The sequence below is a fragment of the Tessaracoccus sp. OS52 genome (assembly GCF_020687685.1).
Lineage (GTDB): Bacteria > Actinomycetota > Actinomycetes > Propionibacteriales > Propionibacteriaceae > Arachnia.
In genome coordinates, this window is sequence record NZ_JAJEWM010000001.1 from 703,732 (window position 1) to 719,677 (window position 15,946).

General features: G+C 68.8%; 12 protein-coding genes. 6 read left to right on the forward strand and 6 right to left on the reverse strand.

What is annotated here, in order from left to right; all coding sequences use genetic code 11:
• The first annotated feature begins 137 nt into the window (after nucleotides 1-137).
• The 5 genes from LKO27_RS03245 to LKO27_RS03265 all read left to right on the forward strand — a co-directional run bounded on the left by LKO27_RS03245 (nucleotide 138) and on the right by LKO27_RS03265 (nucleotide 5,290).
• Nucleotides 138-1,493, forward strand: coding sequence for a sugar ABC transporter substrate-binding protein (locus tag LKO27_RS03245; RefSeq protein ID WP_227735452.1), 1,356 nt, complete (start codon nucleotides 138-140; stop codon nucleotides 1,491-1,493).
• A 64-nt stretch (nucleotides 1,494-1,557) separates the two neighbouring features.
• Nucleotides 1,558-2,511, forward strand: coding sequence for a carbohydrate ABC transporter permease (locus LKO27_RS03250; protein WP_227735453.1), 954 nt, complete (start codon nucleotides 1,558-1,560; stop codon nucleotides 2,509-2,511).
• Nucleotide 2,512: 1 nt separating this feature from the next.
• Nucleotides 2,513-3,364, forward strand: a complete 852-nt coding sequence (locus tag LKO27_RS03255) for a carbohydrate ABC transporter permease (protein ID WP_227735454.1) — start codon at nucleotides 2,513-2,515, stop codon at nucleotides 3,362-3,364.
• A gap of 1 nt (nucleotide 3,365) precedes the next feature.
• Nucleotides 3,366-4,607 carry an arabinan endo-1,5-alpha-L-arabinosidase gene (locus tag LKO27_RS03260; protein WP_227735455.1) on the forward strand — a complete coding sequence of 414 codons (1,242 nt, stop codon included), beginning with the start codon at nucleotides 3,366-3,368 and terminating at the stop codon, nucleotides 4,605-4,607.
• Entirely contained in the window at nucleotides 4,604-5,290 is a 687-nt protein-coding gene (locus LKO27_RS03265) for a DUF624 domain-containing protein (protein ID WP_227735456.1), read from the forward strand. The genes LKO27_RS03260 and LKO27_RS03265 overlap by 4 nt, the downstream gene beginning before the upstream one ends.
• A 773-nt stretch (nucleotides 5,291-6,063) precedes the next feature.
• On the opposite strand, the gene LKO27_RS03270 is transcribed toward LKO27_RS03265, so the two are convergent.
• Entirely contained in the window at nucleotides 6,064-7,083 is a 1,020-nt protein-coding gene (locus tag LKO27_RS03270; RefSeq protein WP_227735457.1) for a LacI family DNA-binding transcriptional regulator, read from the reverse strand.
• 208 nt (nucleotides 7,084-7,291) lie between these two features.
• On the opposite strand from LKO27_RS03270, the gene LKO27_RS03275 reads away from it, so the two are divergent.
• On the forward strand, nucleotides 7,292-8,131 hold the full coding sequence (locus LKO27_RS03275) for an Ltp family lipoprotein (RefSeq protein WP_227735458.1): 840 nt from the start codon (nucleotides 7,292-7,294) through the stop codon (nucleotides 8,129-8,131).
• A gap of 164 nt (nucleotides 8,132-8,295) precedes the next feature.
• Here the strand turns inward: LKO27_RS03275 and LKO27_RS03280 are convergent, their stop codons facing one another.
• The 5 genes from LKO27_RS03280 to LKO27_RS03300 form a co-directional block, all read right to left on the reverse strand.
• On the reverse strand, nucleotides 8,296-9,156 hold the full coding sequence (locus tag LKO27_RS03280; RefSeq protein WP_227735459.1) for a DNA-formamidopyrimidine glycosylase family protein: 861 nt from the start codon (nucleotides 9,154-9,156) through the stop codon (nucleotides 8,296-8,298).
• The gene (locus LKO27_RS03285; RefSeq protein ID WP_227735460.1) at nucleotides 9,149-13,747 is read right to left on the reverse strand and encodes an ATP-dependent helicase; all 4,599 of its coding nucleotides are present in this window, start codon (nucleotides 13,745-13,747) and stop codon (nucleotides 9,149-9,151) included. Before LKO27_RS03285 ends, LKO27_RS03280 begins: the two co-directional genes overlap by 8 nt.
• Before the next feature lie 36 nt (nucleotides 13,748-13,783).
• A complete protein-coding gene (locus tag LKO27_RS03290; RefSeq protein ID WP_227735461.1) occupies nucleotides 13,784-14,434 on the reverse strand; it encodes an anti-sigma factor domain-containing protein in 651 nt (216 codons plus the stop codon).
• The gene (locus LKO27_RS03295; protein WP_227735462.1) at nucleotides 14,427-14,984 is read right to left on the reverse strand and encodes an RNA polymerase sigma factor; all 558 of its coding nucleotides are present in this window, start codon (nucleotides 14,982-14,984) and stop codon (nucleotides 14,427-14,429) included. Before LKO27_RS03295 ends, LKO27_RS03290 begins: the two co-directional genes overlap by 8 nt.
• Nucleotides 14,985-15,079: 95 nt before the next feature.
• The gene (locus tag LKO27_RS03300; protein WP_227735463.1) at nucleotides 15,080-15,889 is read right to left on the reverse strand and encodes a DUF4397 domain-containing protein; all 810 of its coding nucleotides are present in this window, start codon (nucleotides 15,887-15,889) and stop codon (nucleotides 15,080-15,082) included.
• Between the last annotated feature and the right edge of the window lie 57 nt (nucleotides 15,890-15,946).

The following is a 15,946-nucleotide window of genomic DNA, read 5'->3' on the forward strand; positions in this document are numbered from 1 at the left end:
CGGCGCAGACGAGGGCTTGACTCTTTCATCGATTACCGACTATACATGTGCCAAGTGTTCCAGGGTCGGAACCTCACCGCAGAGGTCGCCAAAGTTGGCAGGTCTTCGTTTCGGCCCCACAGATCGAAAGGGCCAGCATGTTCGGAAACATCAGCCGTCGTACTCTCCTCGCAGGCACGGGCGTCGCAGCCATGGCCACCGGCCTCGCGGCCTGTGGAGGAGACAGCAGCAGCACCAACCAGCCCTCGGGCTCCAGTTCGAGCGGCGGCACAGGTGCCGGCGTCGAACTGACGTACATGTTCCGCGGCGGTGAGGACGAGCGAAAGGCCTACGACCAGGCGATCGCCGCCTTCGAGGAGCAGACCGGCGCCAAGGTGAACGTCATCGTCACCGACGCCGACCAGTACCGCACCAAGCTCCAGGCGGCCATCACCGGCGGTCAGGTGCCAGACGTCTTCTACCTCGAGCAGGGCTCCGTGATGGCTTTCGCCAAGAACGGCATCGTCAAGGACATCACCGCAGACATCGAGAGCGCCGGCCTGGACATCTCCAAGGTCTGGAAGTACGGCGTCGACTCCTACCGCTTCGACGGCGAACGCGTCGGCCAGGGCGCCATCTACGGCCTGCCCAAGGATGTCGGGCCGTTCTCCTTCGGCTACAACAAGACCATGTTCGAGGAGTTGGGCATCCCGCTGCCGGACAAGGACAAGCCCTACACCTGGGCCGAGTTCCGCGACGTCGCCAAGCAGCTCACCTCCCCGGAGGAAGAGCGCTGGGGAACCGGACTCAACGTGGTGTGGAACCTCCAGGCGTGGGTCTGGTCCAACGGCGGGGACTGGGCTGACCCCGAGCGTCGCACCGTCACCATCGACACCCCCGAGTTCGCCGAGGCACTGCAGGACTTCGCCGACATCCAGATCGTCGACGGCTCCACGCCGTCGATCGAGCAGGCGCAGACCATGGACACCTACCAGCGCTGGATGCGCGGCCAGATCGGCTTCTTCCCCGTCGGTCCTTGGGACGTCAGCACCTACCAGGGCCTGGACTTCGAGTGGGACCTGATCCCGTACCCGGTCGGCAAGACCGGCGAGACCGCCACCTGGCTCGGCTCACTGGGCATCTCGGTGTCCAACAAGACCAAGAACGCCGAACTGGCCACCCAGCTGGCCATGTTCCTGTCCGCCGACGAGGACGCGCAGCGCACGCTCTACCAGGCTGGCGTGCAGATCCCGAACCTGGTGGACATGGCCAAGGGTGAGTACCTGGAGGCGGAGGGCGCGCCCGCGAACAAGGAGGAGTTCATCCAGGTCGCCGAGGACTACGGTCGGGCGCTGCCGGCGGCCACCACCTGGACCCCCGAGTGGTACGACGACTTCTGGGTGGGCATCCAGCCCGTCCTCGACGGCAAGACCACCGCCGCCGACTACGTCGCCCAGCTGCAGCCCCAGATGCAGCAGAAGCTTGACGCGGCCAACCAGGCCGCGGGCATCTGATCCACGTGTCGTCCCAGGGGCGGGACCCGGCCGGGTCCCGCCCCTCCTACCGGGAAGGGTGCGCATGAGTACCACCACCGAGCCGTTGCGGACCGCCGCGCGCGAGGCGCCGCCGTCGCCGTCGCGGCCCCGCAAGAGCACGCTCTACCGCCGGGAGAACTTCGTGGCCGCAGCGTTCATCGCGCTGCCGTTGCTCGGGTTCCTCGTGTTCGCCATCGGACCGTTCCTCTACAGCGTTTACGCGTCTTTCACGAACTGGAACATGCTGAGCGCACCCACTTGGGTGGGCCTCGCCAACTACGCCCAGGCCTTCGGCGACCCGTACTTCATCAAGTCGTTGGGCAACACCTTCTTCTACATGATCGGGATTCCGATCGGACTGGTGCTCTCGCTCACCCTCGCGCTGGCGATGAACCGTCGCATGCCCGGCCGCGCCTTCTTCCGCAGCATCTACTACGTTCCGGTGGTCTCCTCGCTGGCCGCGGTCTCGATCCTTTGGCAGTGGGCCTACAACGGGGACTTCGGGCTGGTCAACCAGGTGCTGGACATTTTCGGGATCGACGGCCCGAACTGGTTGATGGACACCAACACGGTCAAGCCGGCACTGATCATCATGGCCGTCTGGAAGGGTCTGGGCTACTCGATGCTGCTCTACCTCGCCGCCCTGCAGAGCGTCCCGCGCTCGTTGTACGAGGCTGCGGAGCTCGACGGCGCCAGCAGCTTCAAGCGGTTCTGGCACATCACGCTGCCGATGGTGCAGCCCGTGACCTTCTTCCTCGTGGTCACCAGCGTCATCGCCGGCTCCCAGATCTTCACCGAGATCAACATCATGACCCCCACCGGTGGTCCGGAGTACTCATCGGCCTCCATCGTCTGGTACATCTGGCGCCAGGCCTTCTCGAGCCTGTCCATGGGATATGCCTCCGCCATGGCCGTCCTGCTCGGACTCCTTGTGTTCGTGATCACCGCCATCCAGTTCTGGATCAACGCCCGCAACAACTCGGACGGGGCTGAGTGACATGGCCGCAACACTTGCGCAGAAGCGCTACCGCACCGGCAACATCATCGTCGCCATCGCCCTGTTGATCGGCGGCATCGTGATGGTCGCCCCACTGCTGTGGATGATCTCCACCTCCCTCAAGACCCAGGAGGGCGTGTTCTCACTCCCTCCCGAGTGGATCCCGCCGGAGCCCCAGTGGCACAACTACGTCCGGGTCTGGTCCGCCGGGCCCCTGCTGGCAGGCATCAAGAACTCGCTGATCGTCTCGCTGACCGTCACCATCGTCGGGTCCATCACCTCCACCCTGGCGGCCTTCGCGTTCGCCAAGCTGCGGATGCCCGGCAAGAACGGCATCTTCCTGTTCATGCTCGCAGGGCTGATGGTCCCCTTCCCGACGCTGATGATCCCGCAGTTCGTGATGTTCGCCAACATTGGCTGGGTCGACACGCTGCTGCCCCTCATCGTGCCGGGCCTGTTCGGCAACATCATGATGATCTTCTTCCTCCGTCAGTACTTGACATCGGTGCCGGACTCCCTGATCGAAGCCGCGAAGATCGACGGCGCCGGATACCTGAGGATCTTCTCCTCGATCATCCTGCCCCTGATCCGCCCGGCCATCGCCGCCCAGTTCATCCTCTGGTTCATGGCGGTGTGGAACGACTACCTCGCCCCGCTGATCTACCTGAACACGCCCGAGAAGCAGACCCTCCAGGTGGTCATCGCGAACTTCAATGCCAACTACGCCATCCAGACCGACTACCCGATGATCATGGCTGCCTCGGTGATCGCGCTCGTCCCGGTCTTCGTGATCTTCGTGGTCTTCCAGCGTCAGATCATCGAGTCCGTGGCGCTGACCGGAACGAAGGGCTGACATGGAACCCGACTACCTGGCCGCCGCCACCTCCGGCAGCGGCGGGGACCCCGCTGCCTGGGGCGCCCACGACCCGACGATCGTGAGGGCGCGCGACGGGCGCTGGTTGATGTTCTCCACCGACACCGCCGTCGCCGGCGGGCCCGGCGCCGGCGCGCAGATCCGTCAGTCCGACGACCTGGTCCACTGGAGGTGGTTCGGACACGCCTTCGACGGGGTCCCCTCGGACGCGGCCCAGTGGAGCAACGCCATCGGCATCTGGGCACCGGAGGTGATCCGGCGCGGCGATGAGTACAGGATGTACTACTCGGTCAGCTCATTCGGCTCCCGCACCTCGGCGATCGGCCTGGCCACCGCACCCGACGCCACCGGCCCCTGGCAGCACCGGGAACTGGTCGTCTCCACCCATCACGAGACGAGCGAGGTCAACGCGATCGACGCGGCTGTCGTCGTCGACTCAGACGGCTCAGACTGGCTGCTCTACGGGTCCTTCTTCGGCGGGCTGCGCATCCTGCCCCTCGGGGCCGATGGGCGGCCGTTGGTCACCGACGACGTCGGCACCTCCGTCGTCCGAAGGGCGCGTTCGATCAACGGCGCCGTCGAGGGTGGCCACGCCATCTACGACGAGGAGTCGGGCACTTATGCGCTGTTGTGCTCCTTCGACTCCCTCTTCGACACCTACAACGTGCGGGTGGCGCGGGCGACGTCGGTGACCGGTCCCTACGTGGATCCTCTGGACCGGCCGATGATCGACACCTCGGAGCCGCCGACGCAGGTGGGGGCGGTGATCCTCGCCGGTTACGAGGCCCCCGACGGCACGACCTGGATCGCGCCCGGTCACAGCTCCCATCTGGTCACCGACTCCGGCGTGTTCCTGGTGCACCACGTCCGCGACGGGTCGGACCCCACTCGGCACACCGCCCACGTCCGCCGTCTCGAGTGGACTCGCACCGGCTGGCCACTGGCCAGTCCGCTGCCCTGGGGTGGGCCCGTGGCGTCGGTCCCGGGTGATCTGGGGGGCGAGTGGCTGTTCTACAGCCTCGACGCCGAGGCGAAGTCGCCCCACCGACCGCGTCGCGTCGATCTTGCCGCCGAAACCTTCACCGCGCTTGCCGAGTCCGGCCGCGCGAAGGTTACCGTGGAGGGACGCGATTTCGAGGCAGTACTGTTCGTCGAGGCCGACGGTGTTGCCGTGGCCGGGATGGATGAGCGAGGCGTGGTGGGGTGGCTGGTCAAGGCGTGATCACGCGTGCTGAGCCCCGACGCGGAGTCGGCTGGGCAGGCACGGCCATGTCCTGGCTTGGCAGGGCCACCCAACTGGTCGAGGTGACCGCCTGCTGGGTCTTGGGCGTGATGGCCGGTGGGATAGTCCTTGGTTGGCTCCCCGCGGGAGTCGCTGCTGGTTCCGTGCTCCACAAGTTGACGGGGCCAGAGCCGAGCGATCGGCCGATCGCGGAGTTCTTCGAAGTCTGGCGCTCCAACCTCGGCCGCGCGAACGCCGTCGGCTGGCCGGCGACGATCGCCATTCCGGTGCTCCTGCTCGACCTGTGGATCCTGTCCCATGGTGGCCCTTCCTGGTTGGCGGTTGTCGTCGTCGCGAACATGGTGTTCGCGGCGTGGCTGGTGCTCGCCGTCGGTTATCTGATGAGCCTGCTGATGTTGGCCGAGACCCACAGCCTGCCCATGGCCAGGCTCTGGCGGACCTCGCTGGTAATGCCCCTCGCCTCGCCCGGGACAACGCTGATCTGGCTGGTGTGTCTTGGGCTTCTGGCTGTCGTGGCGAGGTTCGTGCCCATCGTCGCGGTGCTCTGCGCGCCGGGTTACGTGATCCTGGTGACCAGCTGGCTCACACGTCGGCGCCTGCACAACGCCGGTGTCGCGCACGATTCCGAGCAGGAACTGCTGGCCGAGGTCGCTCCGCACTAGCCGCGAGCGCCGGTGTCCCGTTCCGCTTGGAGCTGACATGGTCAGGACGCGACCCGGTGCCTCCTCTCGCACTCAACCCATCGGTTACCTCCTAATACGAACGTGGAGACTCTCGGCGCCGCTTCCCGTCGGCGACGCCGCTGGTCGGTTTACCAGCGTTGTTACTCGTGACCAGCCGTAGAGCGCTGGTGGCGACGAGCAACGCTGGTGAATGCGTGGAGGGCTGGTGAACCGGGGTGGCTCCGGGGCTACTTCTCCAGTCACTGGCGCCCCCTGCGCGGTTTACCAGCGTTGTTGCTCGTGACCAGCCGTAGAGCGCTGGTGGCGACGAACGACGCTGGTGAATGCGTGGGAGGGCTGGTGGACGCGTGGGAGGGCTGGTGGAGCGGATTGACTACCGGGCTGCCTACTCCAGTCACCGGCGCCCCCTGGTCGGTTTACCAGCGTTGTTGCTCGTGACCAGCCGTAGAGCGCTGGTGGCGACGAGCAACGCTGGTGAATGCGTGGGAGGGCTGGTGGACGCGTGGGAGGGCTGGTGAACCGGGAGTGGCTCCGGGGCTACTTCTCCGGTCACCGGCGCCCCCTGCGCGGTTTACCAGCGTTGTTGCTCGTGACCAGCCGTGTAGCGCTGGTGGCGACGAACGACGCTGGTGGACGCGTGGGAGGGCTGGTGGACGCGAGGGAGGGCTGGTGACGGCGGCGGGAGCGCTGGTTACGGGGTGGGCAGGGCCAGGGGCTCGGAGGCGACGGCGAACGGTGCCGGACCGCTGGGGTCAGCTCGACGACTCGCGGATCTTGAGTTCGAAGTCCGCGTAGACACGCTGGATTGGTTGGCGCGCCTCCATCGCCTTGCTGGACTCGGAGATCCTGAGTGCCAGGAGCTCGACGGCTCGGCGGGCGATCTCCTCCCTGCCGGGGGAGACGCTGCTGAGCGTGGGGCGCGTGTAGGCGGCGTCCTCGATGTCGTCGAAGCCGATCACGGCGACCTGTTCCGGCACGCTGATGCGGTGTGCGTGGAGGCTGTGCAGAACGCCCATGGCGAGGGCGTCGTTCAGGGCGAAGACGGCGTCGAACCCAACGCCCTCCCCGATCAGGGCGTCGGTGGCTTCGGCGCCGGTGTTGCGGTGCCAGAGGCCGGTGGCCCGGACGAGCCGCTCGTCGACGTCGATCCCCGCGTCGGCCATCGCCTGGCGGTAGCCGCTCTCACGCAGTGCCGCGGAGCCGACCTTCTCCCCGGGGTGGGAGCCGACGATTGCGATGCGTCGCCTCCCAGATGCCAGCAGGTGCCTGGTGGCGGCCCTGGCGGCCTCGACGTTGCTCATGGTGATGTGGTCGTTGGTCGAGCCGAACACCCGCTCGCCGAGCAGCACCATGGGGAAGTCCACCTTGAACAGGTGGACGTCGTCCTGCCCGAGCGCCAGCGGCGAGAACATCAGCCCGTCGGTCATGAAGCGGCGCTGCCCGTGGAGGACGTCGATCTCACGGTCACGGTCGGAGTTGGTCTGCTCGATCAGGACACGAAGGCCCACTTTCTCGGCCTCCTGGATCACCGAGTCCGCGAGTTCGGCGAAGTAGGGAAGCTTCAGCTCCGGCAGCGCGAGCCCGATCAGTCCGGTGCGCCCCTTGCGTAGGTTCCTGGCGGTGAAGTTGAGTTCGTAGCCGAGCTTCTCGATGGCCTTTTGGACCTTGGTGCGGGTGGCGGCGCTCACGTGCGGCTGGTCATTCACCACGTTCGAGACCGTCTTGGCCGAGACGCCGGCTAGCCGGGCGACATCCTGCATCGTGGCCGCCATGCGCCCAACCTCCCGTTTCTTCGATTACCTTCCGATCTTCTCACATTCGATCCTCGTGATGTTCGGCGACCCAAGGGCGCTCGAACGTACCGGTGCACGGGGTTCACACTTAAGAATTCAACCCCCGCTATCCGACCGTATATAAACGCTGTTAGGCTCCGCCTGTGGGCTTCGGCGCTGGGCCTGGCCAAGAGGGGGAGAAGAGCCAATGAGATCCATCCGGACCACCGCGATTGCCTTGTTCGCGATTTGCACCGTCGGCGTGTTTCCGGTTCTGTCCGCAGCGCCGGCCGCCGCAGAGGTGGACGTCTACACCACCCCAGGCACCCACCAGGTGAACGGGCGCCAATGGCGAACCACGTGCGCGCCTTATTCCTCCAGCATTGAGCGCTGCCGAACCGAGATTTGGGCCAGCGTGATTCACCTGTCCCAAGCTGGGCGCTTTACCCAGGTGAACGGGTGGGCGTTCAATAACCTGACATACAAGCCGGTGAGTTACCCACTCTGGGGCACCAACCCACTGGCACGTCCAGGAACCTGGACCAAGGACGGGCGCCAGTGGCGCACTGAGTGCGGCACCCCCGCTACCGGGCGTGACGCCTGCCGTAGCTACATCTACAGCACGGTCTACGCCAGGACCACCACCGGCTACACGGCTCTCAACCAGTGGACCTTCAACAACATCACTCGGTTCACGCCGGGAACCGCTGCCTACCCTGCGCCATCTACAACGCCCGCACCGACGCCGACCAAGCCGGTCACGGTTTCACAACAACAAGCCGTCAGGAGTGCCGAGGAGTATCTGGCGGTGTTGAGCTTCTCGCGTATTGGACTGATCGAGCAGTTGGAGTACGAGGGTTTCAGCAATGCCGACTCCGTCTTCGCGGTTGACTACTTGCGCGTTGATTGGTACGCGCAGGCAGCGCGTTCAGCAAGGGAGTACTTGAATTTCATGGCTTTCTCTCGCATTGGGCTGATTGACCAGCTGCTTTATGAGGGATTCACACATGAGCAGGCCATCTTTGGTGTGAATTCTGTAGGCCTCTGAGACGGCAAGTACATCCACGCCTTCCGGTGCCGGGCTGTGTACCGGCCTCAGGCGTGGTCGGAGTCAGAGGCTTTGCGAAGCCACGTTCGCGGTGGGACTCAGGAATCTGTCCGGGCATGCTGAGCCACCAGTCCCCCGGATGAACATCGGCAGGGCACAACCAGTCAGGATCGCGGCTGGCAGGTGGGGCACCAGTAGATGAACCGTTCCTGTCCCGCCCGGGGGTCGGCGACGGTGTGCGCGCCCCCGAGCTCACCGGAGCGGACGGCGGTCCCACAGCGCCTGCAGGGGAGGCGCTGCCGCCCATAGACGTAGGTGTTCTCACCCGGGCGGTCGTTGCCCGTGAACACCCTGACGGGACGGTCCCGGTTGGCCTGGAGGAGCCGCGCGCCCAGGTCCACCACAGCGTCCGCGTCGCGACTGGCCACGTTCGAGGCGGGATGGATGCCCAGCAGGAAGCACAGTTCGGCCCGGAACACGTTGCCCAGCCCGGCGATCACCCGCTGGTCCAGCACCGCCTCACCCAGTGAGGTGTCACGCTGTCGTTCCAGCCGCGCCACCGCCTCGTCGCGGCCAGGAACGGGCCAGCGGCCGGGAGAGTCCCAGTCAGGGCCCAGCGGGTCAGGGCCGAGATGGGCGGTGCGGGCGTCGTAATGTTCGGCCGGCCACAGCTCGAGCATCCCGAGGTCGTGACCCACAAGCTCGATCTCCTGTTGCGGATCCGGGGACCCGGCCACCCGGACCACGAGCCGGGCCGTGTGAGCGGGAGCGGACCAGCGGCTGCCGGCGGGGTGGATCCGCCAGGTGCCGTCCATGCGCAGATGGGTGTGGAGGATGTCCGCACCCTCGGGCGTGGAGATCCGCCAGAACAGGTGCTTGCCCCAGGGCCAGACCCGCTCGATCACCGCGCCCGAGGCGTCCGTGGTGGCCAGCGCGGGCGTCCGGCCGTCCCAGTGCGTGATCGTGCGGCCCTCCAGCGGCTCCAGCCGTTTCGCGAGCTGGTAGATGGTGTCGCCCTCAGGCATGGCGTGCCTCGAAAACCACGCCGCGGGGGGTGATCCTTGCCCCGGCGCCCAGCAACGCCGCGACGTCGGGACCGACGCCGGCGCGCTCGCCGTCGATCTCCTCCACCCGGATGCGCGCCATCCGCTTCTCGTTCACCGCTTGCTGCAGCGCACGGCCGACCAGACCGACCCGGGTAGAGCGGTCCGGTCCGCCACCGGCAGGGTCGAAGATGGAGAGGTTGCGGCCACCGCGGGTCAGGTGGGCGAGGCACAACCCGTCGGCGAGCACGACCACGGCTCCGGCAGCACGTGAGACCCGCGCCGTCGGATGGTCCGGCCACCCGACGACGCTGCCGTACGGATTGGCCGGGTCCAGCGCCGCCAGCACCACGGGCCTGACGTCGTGTGCGCCGGAGGGCCAGGTGGTCCCGTCGGGGCTGTCGGCGAACCCCCGGATGTGGTCGATGGTCGCGGAAGTCGCGAACTGGGACCCACCGAGTCCCTCCACGACGTAGCCTCGGGCGATCTTGCCTGCGCGCTCCAGCTCCGCCAGCACGCGGTAGGCGGCGGCGAACCCGCCCTCGGTGGCTTCGGCCACGACTGCGCCGCGGGTGATGACCCCGTAGCGCTCCAGCCACCCGGACACGCGCGCGATCATCTCCTCCGCGGGGGACGGCCGCGGGTCTCCCACTCGGTACCAGCGGCCCGCCACGGTGGGTGGGGTGCCGTCAAGGCCCGGCCTGCCTAGCAGCGAACGCCCCGGCCGTGGGAGCCGTGCCCGGGCACGCGGTGTGGAGCGGGGGCTCTTGTGGGCCGCGCGCGCCGGTCCACCGATGCGGGCGCGGACGGGCGCCATCGACGTCGGTGCGACCAGTCCCGCTTCCGCAGCGCGCCACCACGACTCGACCAGTTCCGGCGTCCCGACTAGGCCCCCGGCCGCCGCCTCCCGGGCGGATCGCAGCTCCAGGAACAGGCCACCGGCGGCGGCCACTTCGTCGGCCAGCTTCCGCAGCGCATCGTCGGCGGGCGGCGGCGGGGACAGGAGGTCGACGTCGGCGGCAGGCACCAGCGCCACCAGCGGGTCCTCGGGACCGAGGCTGCCGCGCAGCCGGATCAGGACCTCGCCCTCGGCCACCAGCTGGTCGAGGTGCGACGGCGAGTAGTCACGCAGGCGCGCCGGCAGGACCTGGGTTTCCCAGGCGCTCGCCGGCAGCGCCGCTCCGCCGAGCCGTTGCAGCGCGACCAGCACCTCGTCGGGACTGGAGAAGGGCCGGTCGTCGACGCCGTGCCAGGCCGCCAGGAACCTCGCCAGCCCGGAGGTCGAGACCGGCTGCACCTGAGCGCGGGCGGCCGTCAGGCAGCGGCTGCGGATTCGCCGGAGCACCTCCGGGTCGGAGAACTCCGCCTCGGTACGGCCGGGGGTGAAGTGGCCGCGGATGAGCCGCTTGGCCGTGACCTCGCGTTCCAGCAGGAGGTCCGCGGTGGCGGTCCCGATCCGGAAGGCGGCCGCCACCTGCGCCGTCGTGAACGGGGCGTGCGTGCGGGCGTAGCGCAGCACCAGTTGGGTGAGGGGGTCGCGTCCCGCCTCCGCGACGTCGGCCGCGGGAGCGCCCGGGGGCAGGGGGACGCCGAGGGCGTCGCGGAGCAGTCCCAGGTCCGCAGCCGCCGCCAGGTGCGGCTGACCGGCGAGCTGCACGGTGAACACCCGCCCCGCGAGCTCGTCGACCGCGTCGTCGAGTGCGGCCGCCAGACCTCCCGTGACCCGGGCCGACAACTCCGCAAGGGGGATTGGGCCGAGCAGCCGTGGCAGGTCCGCCAGTTCCTCGACGTTTCGTGCCCGCCGGTCCTCGGCCGTGTGCTGGAGTTCCGCCTCCACCTGGGAGATGACCTCGAGGTCGAGCAACTCCCGCAGGTCGACGGTGCCCAGCACCGCGGCCAGGAGCGCGGGGTCCATCGAGAGGGTTGCGGCGCGGCGCTCGGCCAGCGGCGTGTCCCCCTCGTACATGAACTCGCCCTGGTAGCGGAACAACATCGTGGCCGCGAAGGGACTCGGCGACGACGTCGTCACCTCCACCACCCGCACCGCTCCCCGCTGCAGCGCGTGCAGGACCTCGACCAGCCCGGGGAGGTCGTAGACGTCCTGCAGCACCTCCCGCACGGTCTCGATGATGATCGGGAACCTCGGATGGTGCCTTGCCACCTCCAGCAGTTGGCTGGCTCGCTGACGCTGTTGCCACAAGGGGCTGCGCCTGCCCGGATCGCGCTGCGGGAGCAGGAGCGCCCGCGCGGCGCACTCGCGGAACCTGGCGGCGAACAGCGCCGTCCCACCCACCTCGGAGGTCACGATGTCGCCCACCTCGTCTGGTTCGGGCAGCAGGTGCTCGACGATGTTCTCAGCCGCTTCGCTGTCCGGCAGCCGCCAGATGATGCCGTCGTCGGAGGCCATCGGCACGACCTCGATGCCTGTGGCCGCGCGCAGCGAGGACCCGATGGCCAGCGCCCACGGCGCGAGGACGGAGCGGCCCAAGGGGCAGTGGAGCACAAAGCGCCAGTCGCCCACCTCGTCGCGGAACCGCTCGAGCAGGACGGTGGTGTCGTCGGGGACCTGGCCGGTGGCCTCGCGCTGCTCGGTCAGGTAGCTGCGGATGTTCTCCCGGACATTGGGGGTGAGCTCGTCCACGTCGAGGCGACGCGGATCCCGCAGCACCTCGCGGTGGAAGCGTCCGATCTGGCGGCCCAGTTCGGCGGGGCGGGGCTCCTGGTCCCCGTGCCAGAACGGCAGCCGCCCGGTGTGTCCCGGAGCGGGGATGACCAGCACCTGCTCCCGGGTGATCTCCACGATCCGCCACGACGACGCGCCGAGGGTGAAGACGTCCCCGACGCGGGACTCGTAGACCATCTCCTCGTCCAGTTCCCCAACCCGTCGGCCCGGCCCCTCCTCGCCGGCGAGGAACACCCCGAACAGGCCCCGGTTGGGGATGGTGCCGCCGGAGGTGACCGCCAGCCGCAGCGCTCCTGGACGCGCGTACAGCCGCCCGTCGCCCTCCACCAGGCGCGCCCGCAGGTCCCCGAAGTCTGCGCTCGGGTAGGCCCCGGTCAGCAGTTCCACGACCGAGTCGAACAGGGAGCGCTCCAGACCCGCGTAAGGCATCGCCCGCCGCAGGGCGCCGTACCAGCCGTCGATGTCCAGCCCAGCCTCGTCGGCCGCGACGGCGGCAGCCACCGTCTGCTGTGCCAGGACATCCAGCGGTGAGCGGGGGATGCGGATCTCCTCGATCTCGCCGCGCAGCATCCGCCCGGTCACGACGGCCGAGGGGATCAGGTCGCCGCGATGGAGGGGGTAGACCGTCCCCCGGGACACGGCGCCGACGTCGTGGCCGGCCCGGCCGATGCGCTGCAGCGCGCTCGCGACCGAGGGCGCCGCGGACACCTGGATCACCCGGTCCACCGCTCCCATGTCGATGCCCAGTTCCAGCGACGACGTCGCCACCACGCACCTGAGCTCCCCGGACTTGAGCGCGCCCTCGATCTCAGCCCGCGCCTCCTTGCTGACCGAGCCGTGGTGCGCCCGTGCGATGACTGCAGGAGCGGCGCCGACCTCGTCTGAGGACGCCATCACCTGCGCCGGTGGCCTGCGGGCGGGTGGCGCGAGCGAGTCGGGATCGTGCTCGGCCGCCCAGATTTCGTTGAGTCTGGCGGTGAGCCGTTCCGCCGTCCGGCGGGAGTTGGTGAACACCAGCGTCGAGCGGCCGTCCATCACGGATTCGTAGACGTCGGCCTCGACGTGCGGCCAGAGCGACTCGGTGGTCTCCGGAGGCGCGCTCAGGAGCGGGTCGGGTGGCTCGGTGCTGGCGCCCGGCGGCGGCCCCGGGGAGGTGATGTCTGGGACCGTGAGGCGGACCGAGACGTCCCAGGCCTTCTGGGTGGGCGGGGCAACCACCTCGACGGGCCGGTCACCGCCGAGGAAGGCGGCCACCCTGTCTATGGGGCGCACGGTGGCGGACAGGGCCACGCGCTGCACGTCCCGGTCCACCAGGGCGTCCAGGCGTTCGAGGCTCAGGGCCAGGTGCGACCCCCGCTTGGTCCCGGCAAGCGCATGGATCTCGTCGATGATGACGATCTCAACGTCCGTGAGGGTGGAGCGTGCCTGTGACGTGAGCATGAGGTAGAGCGACTCGGGCGTCGTGATCAGGATGTCGGGGGGACGCCGCACGAGCGCGGCCCGGTCACGCGAGGTCGTGTCGCCCGAGCGGACCCCGACGGTGAGGTGCGGCACGGACTGGTCGAGCCGCTCCGCGGTCCGGCGAATGCCGATCAGCGGCGCGCGCAGGTTGCGTTCGACGTCGACCCCCAGCGCCTTGAGGGGGGAGATGTAGACCACCCGGGTGCCGGTGCCGGCAGGCTTGGGCTCGTTGGAGAGCCGGTCAAGGGAGTGGAAGAACGCGGCCAGCGTCTTGCCGGAGCCGGTGGGCGCGACGACGAGCGCGTGGCGCCCCTCTGCGATGGCGTCCCACGCCGCCGTCTGCACCGGCGTGGGGGAGCGGAAGACCTCGGAGAACCAGGAGCGCGCCGGCTCGGAGAACCGGGCCAGTCCGGCTTCGGGGGCGCTCATCCCCCAAGTCTGCCACCGGCCCCGCCGCTGGGGTGGTTACAGCAGTTGGCCGCGGACGATGGTGTCGCCGGAGTGGCGCGGTTCGTCGTCGAACTGCTCGTTGGACAGGTCGACGATCAGGTAGCCGGACTCGATCAGGGACTCGTCCACCGCGAAGCGTCCCACCGACTCGGCCGCGAACACCCCGACCGAGACCATCCGCTGTCCGTCGGTGTTGATGAGCCAGACCTCGACGTACCCGTCAGGGTTGGCCACGCCGTCGGGGACCTCGACGGCGAGGCTGTAACCGATGTCCCGGCGCAGCAGTTCGGCGGTGCCGCGCGGATCGTCGGGCCGGTCCAGTGGCGTGAGGATTGCCCGGCGCACCGTCTCCAGGGCCTCGTCCCCAGGGCCGGTCAGCAGACGCATCCCGAGTGCGCCCAGGACGCCGCCGGCGAGCACACCGCCGGCTCCGAACAGCCACGCACGACGGGACGTCGACGGTCCGCCCGGGGCAGCGGGCGACCGTTGCGCTGAAGGAAGCTGCTGCGGCTGTGCGGGCGCAGGGGGCAGCTGGGGCAGGCCGGCCCCGGCTGCGATCGCCTCCCAGGTTCCGGGCGAGGGATCGGACCAGGTGGGCCGGGATTCCGCCGCGCGCCGGAAGCGCCTGGCGACGTCGTCGAGGGAGTACTTCGCCTCCTCAGACATCGGAATCCACCTCCTCGAAGATTGAGCGGAGCCTCTCCAGGCCCCGTCTCACATGGCTCTTGACGGTTCCCAACGGCAATTGCAGAGCTTGGGCGACGTCGTCGTGGGTGCGGTCCTCCAGGTAGACCATGGTCAGGATGCGTGCCCGGGGATCGCCCAACGCGGCGAGCGCGTCGCGCACCACCACGGAGTCGATCACGTCGTCCAGCCCGTTGGAGACGGCCGCAGGTTCCCAGGCGACCGCGTCCTCGTTGCGCTGGCCTCGGCCCCTCGCGCGGAGGGCGTCGATGACCTTGAGCCGGCAGATCCCGATGAGCCAGGCGGGCAGCGACTCGTCGCTGGCGCGCAGGCTGGCCCTCGAGTTCCAGGCGGCGATGAACACCTGCTGGGTGACGTCGTCGGCGTCGGCCGTGGAATTCAGGGAACTCCGGGCGATGGTGTGGATCAACCGGGACCAGCGTGTGAACGCCTCACGCAGGGCCGCGGCATCGCCAGAGGCGAGACGCGCGGCGAGCACCCCGACTGGGGTGGCGAGAACATCCGTGGTCACAGCAGTCAGTGTTCCATATCCAGGCGAGGACCACGACGCCCACGGCTCCGCCCGCCGGATCAGGCGGACGGAGCCGTGGGGGTTGATGGTCAGATTCAGTTGGTCGAACGGACGCGGGCGCCGCGGGCGACCACGAAGCTCGCAGTGGCGCCGACCAGGACCAGGCTGGCCAGGGCGATGGTGATCGGTGCCACGGGTGCGGGCCCCTCGGCGCCTGCGCTGGGCAGCCCGGCGTGGTCGCCCAGTTCGACGGCCTGGACCGCGAGGGCCAGGTTCTCGTCCTCCAGGGAACCCCAGGCGTAGACGATCGAGTTGGTGCCGTCGGTGAGGGTGAGGTCTGCGGGGCCGAGCACGACGGTGTCGGAGCCGGCAGCCACCACGTCGGCCGCGACGGTGCCCGGGGCGAGGTCGAGCTTCGCCTCGGAGGGGTTGGTCAGACCCGGAACCACGACGGCGCCTCCGGCGCGGACGTCGACGGCGGGCGCCGCGGCCACGTGACGGACGGTCAGGCGGGCGCCCTCGCTGGAGGCGGAGGTGTCATTCACGAACGGCGTGAGCACCGGGGCGCCGTCGGCGTTCAGATGGGCGACCACCGTGATGTTCGCGTCGGCGGGGACGGTGACGTCGTTGGCCTCGATCACGGCTTCGCCGTCGGCGCCGGCGCCGGCCGCGACGACCTTGAGGTCGTAGGTTCCGGCCGGCAACTCCTGCGGGTCGGTCAGGGTGCCTGGCTCGAAGTTCGTGAGGAGCTCGGAGCCGTTGGCGTAGACGTCGACGGTGGCGCCGGGCACGCCGTGGAGGATCGAGACCGTGGCGGTGTGTTCGTCCGCCATCGCTGTGGCCGCGGTGCCGACGGTGGCTGCGAGAGCGAGGGATCCGGCGAGGAAAATGCGGGAGAGCTTCATTGGACTGCCTTTCACTGTGTGTAGGCGGCTTTCGCCTTGACACCCAGTACTTCGCTC

Coding starts and splice junctions, on each gene's coding strand:
- LKO27_RS03245 (WP_227735452.1), top strand. CDS start 138: ATGTTCGGAAACATCAGCCGTCGTACTCTCCTCGCAGGCACGGGCGTC.
- LKO27_RS03250 (WP_227735453.1), top strand. CDS start 1,558: ATGAGTACCACCACCGAGCCGTTGCGGACCGCCGCGCGCGAGGCGCCG.
- LKO27_RS03255 (WP_227735454.1), top strand. CDS start 2,513: ATGGCCGCAACACTTGCGCAGAAGCGCTACCGCACCGGCAACATCATC.
- LKO27_RS03260 (WP_227735455.1), top strand. CDS start 3,366: ATGGAACCCGACTACCTGGCCGCCGCCACCTCCGGCAGCGGCGGGGAC.
- LKO27_RS03270 (WP_227735457.1), bottom strand. CDS start 7,083: ATGGCGGCCACGATGCAGGATGTCGCCCGGCTAGCCGGCGTCTCGGCC.
- LKO27_RS03275 (WP_227735458.1), top strand. CDS start 7,292: ATGAGATCCATCCGGACCACCGCGATTGCCTTGTTCGCGATTTGCACC.
- LKO27_RS03280 (WP_227735459.1), bottom strand. CDS start 9,156: ATGCCTGAGGGCGACACCATCTACCAGCTCGCGAAACGGCTGGAGCCG.
- LKO27_RS03285 (WP_227735460.1), bottom strand. CDS start 13,747: ATGAGCGCCCCCGAAGCCGGACTGGCCCGGTTCTCCGAGCCGGCGCGC.
- LKO27_RS03290 (WP_227735461.1), bottom strand. CDS start 14,434: ATGTCTGAGGAGGCGAAGTACTCCCTCGACGACGTCGCCAGGCGCTTC.
- LKO27_RS03300 (WP_227735463.1), bottom strand. CDS start 15,889: ATGAAGCTCTCCCGCATTTTCCTCGCCGGATCCCTCGCTCTCGCAGCC.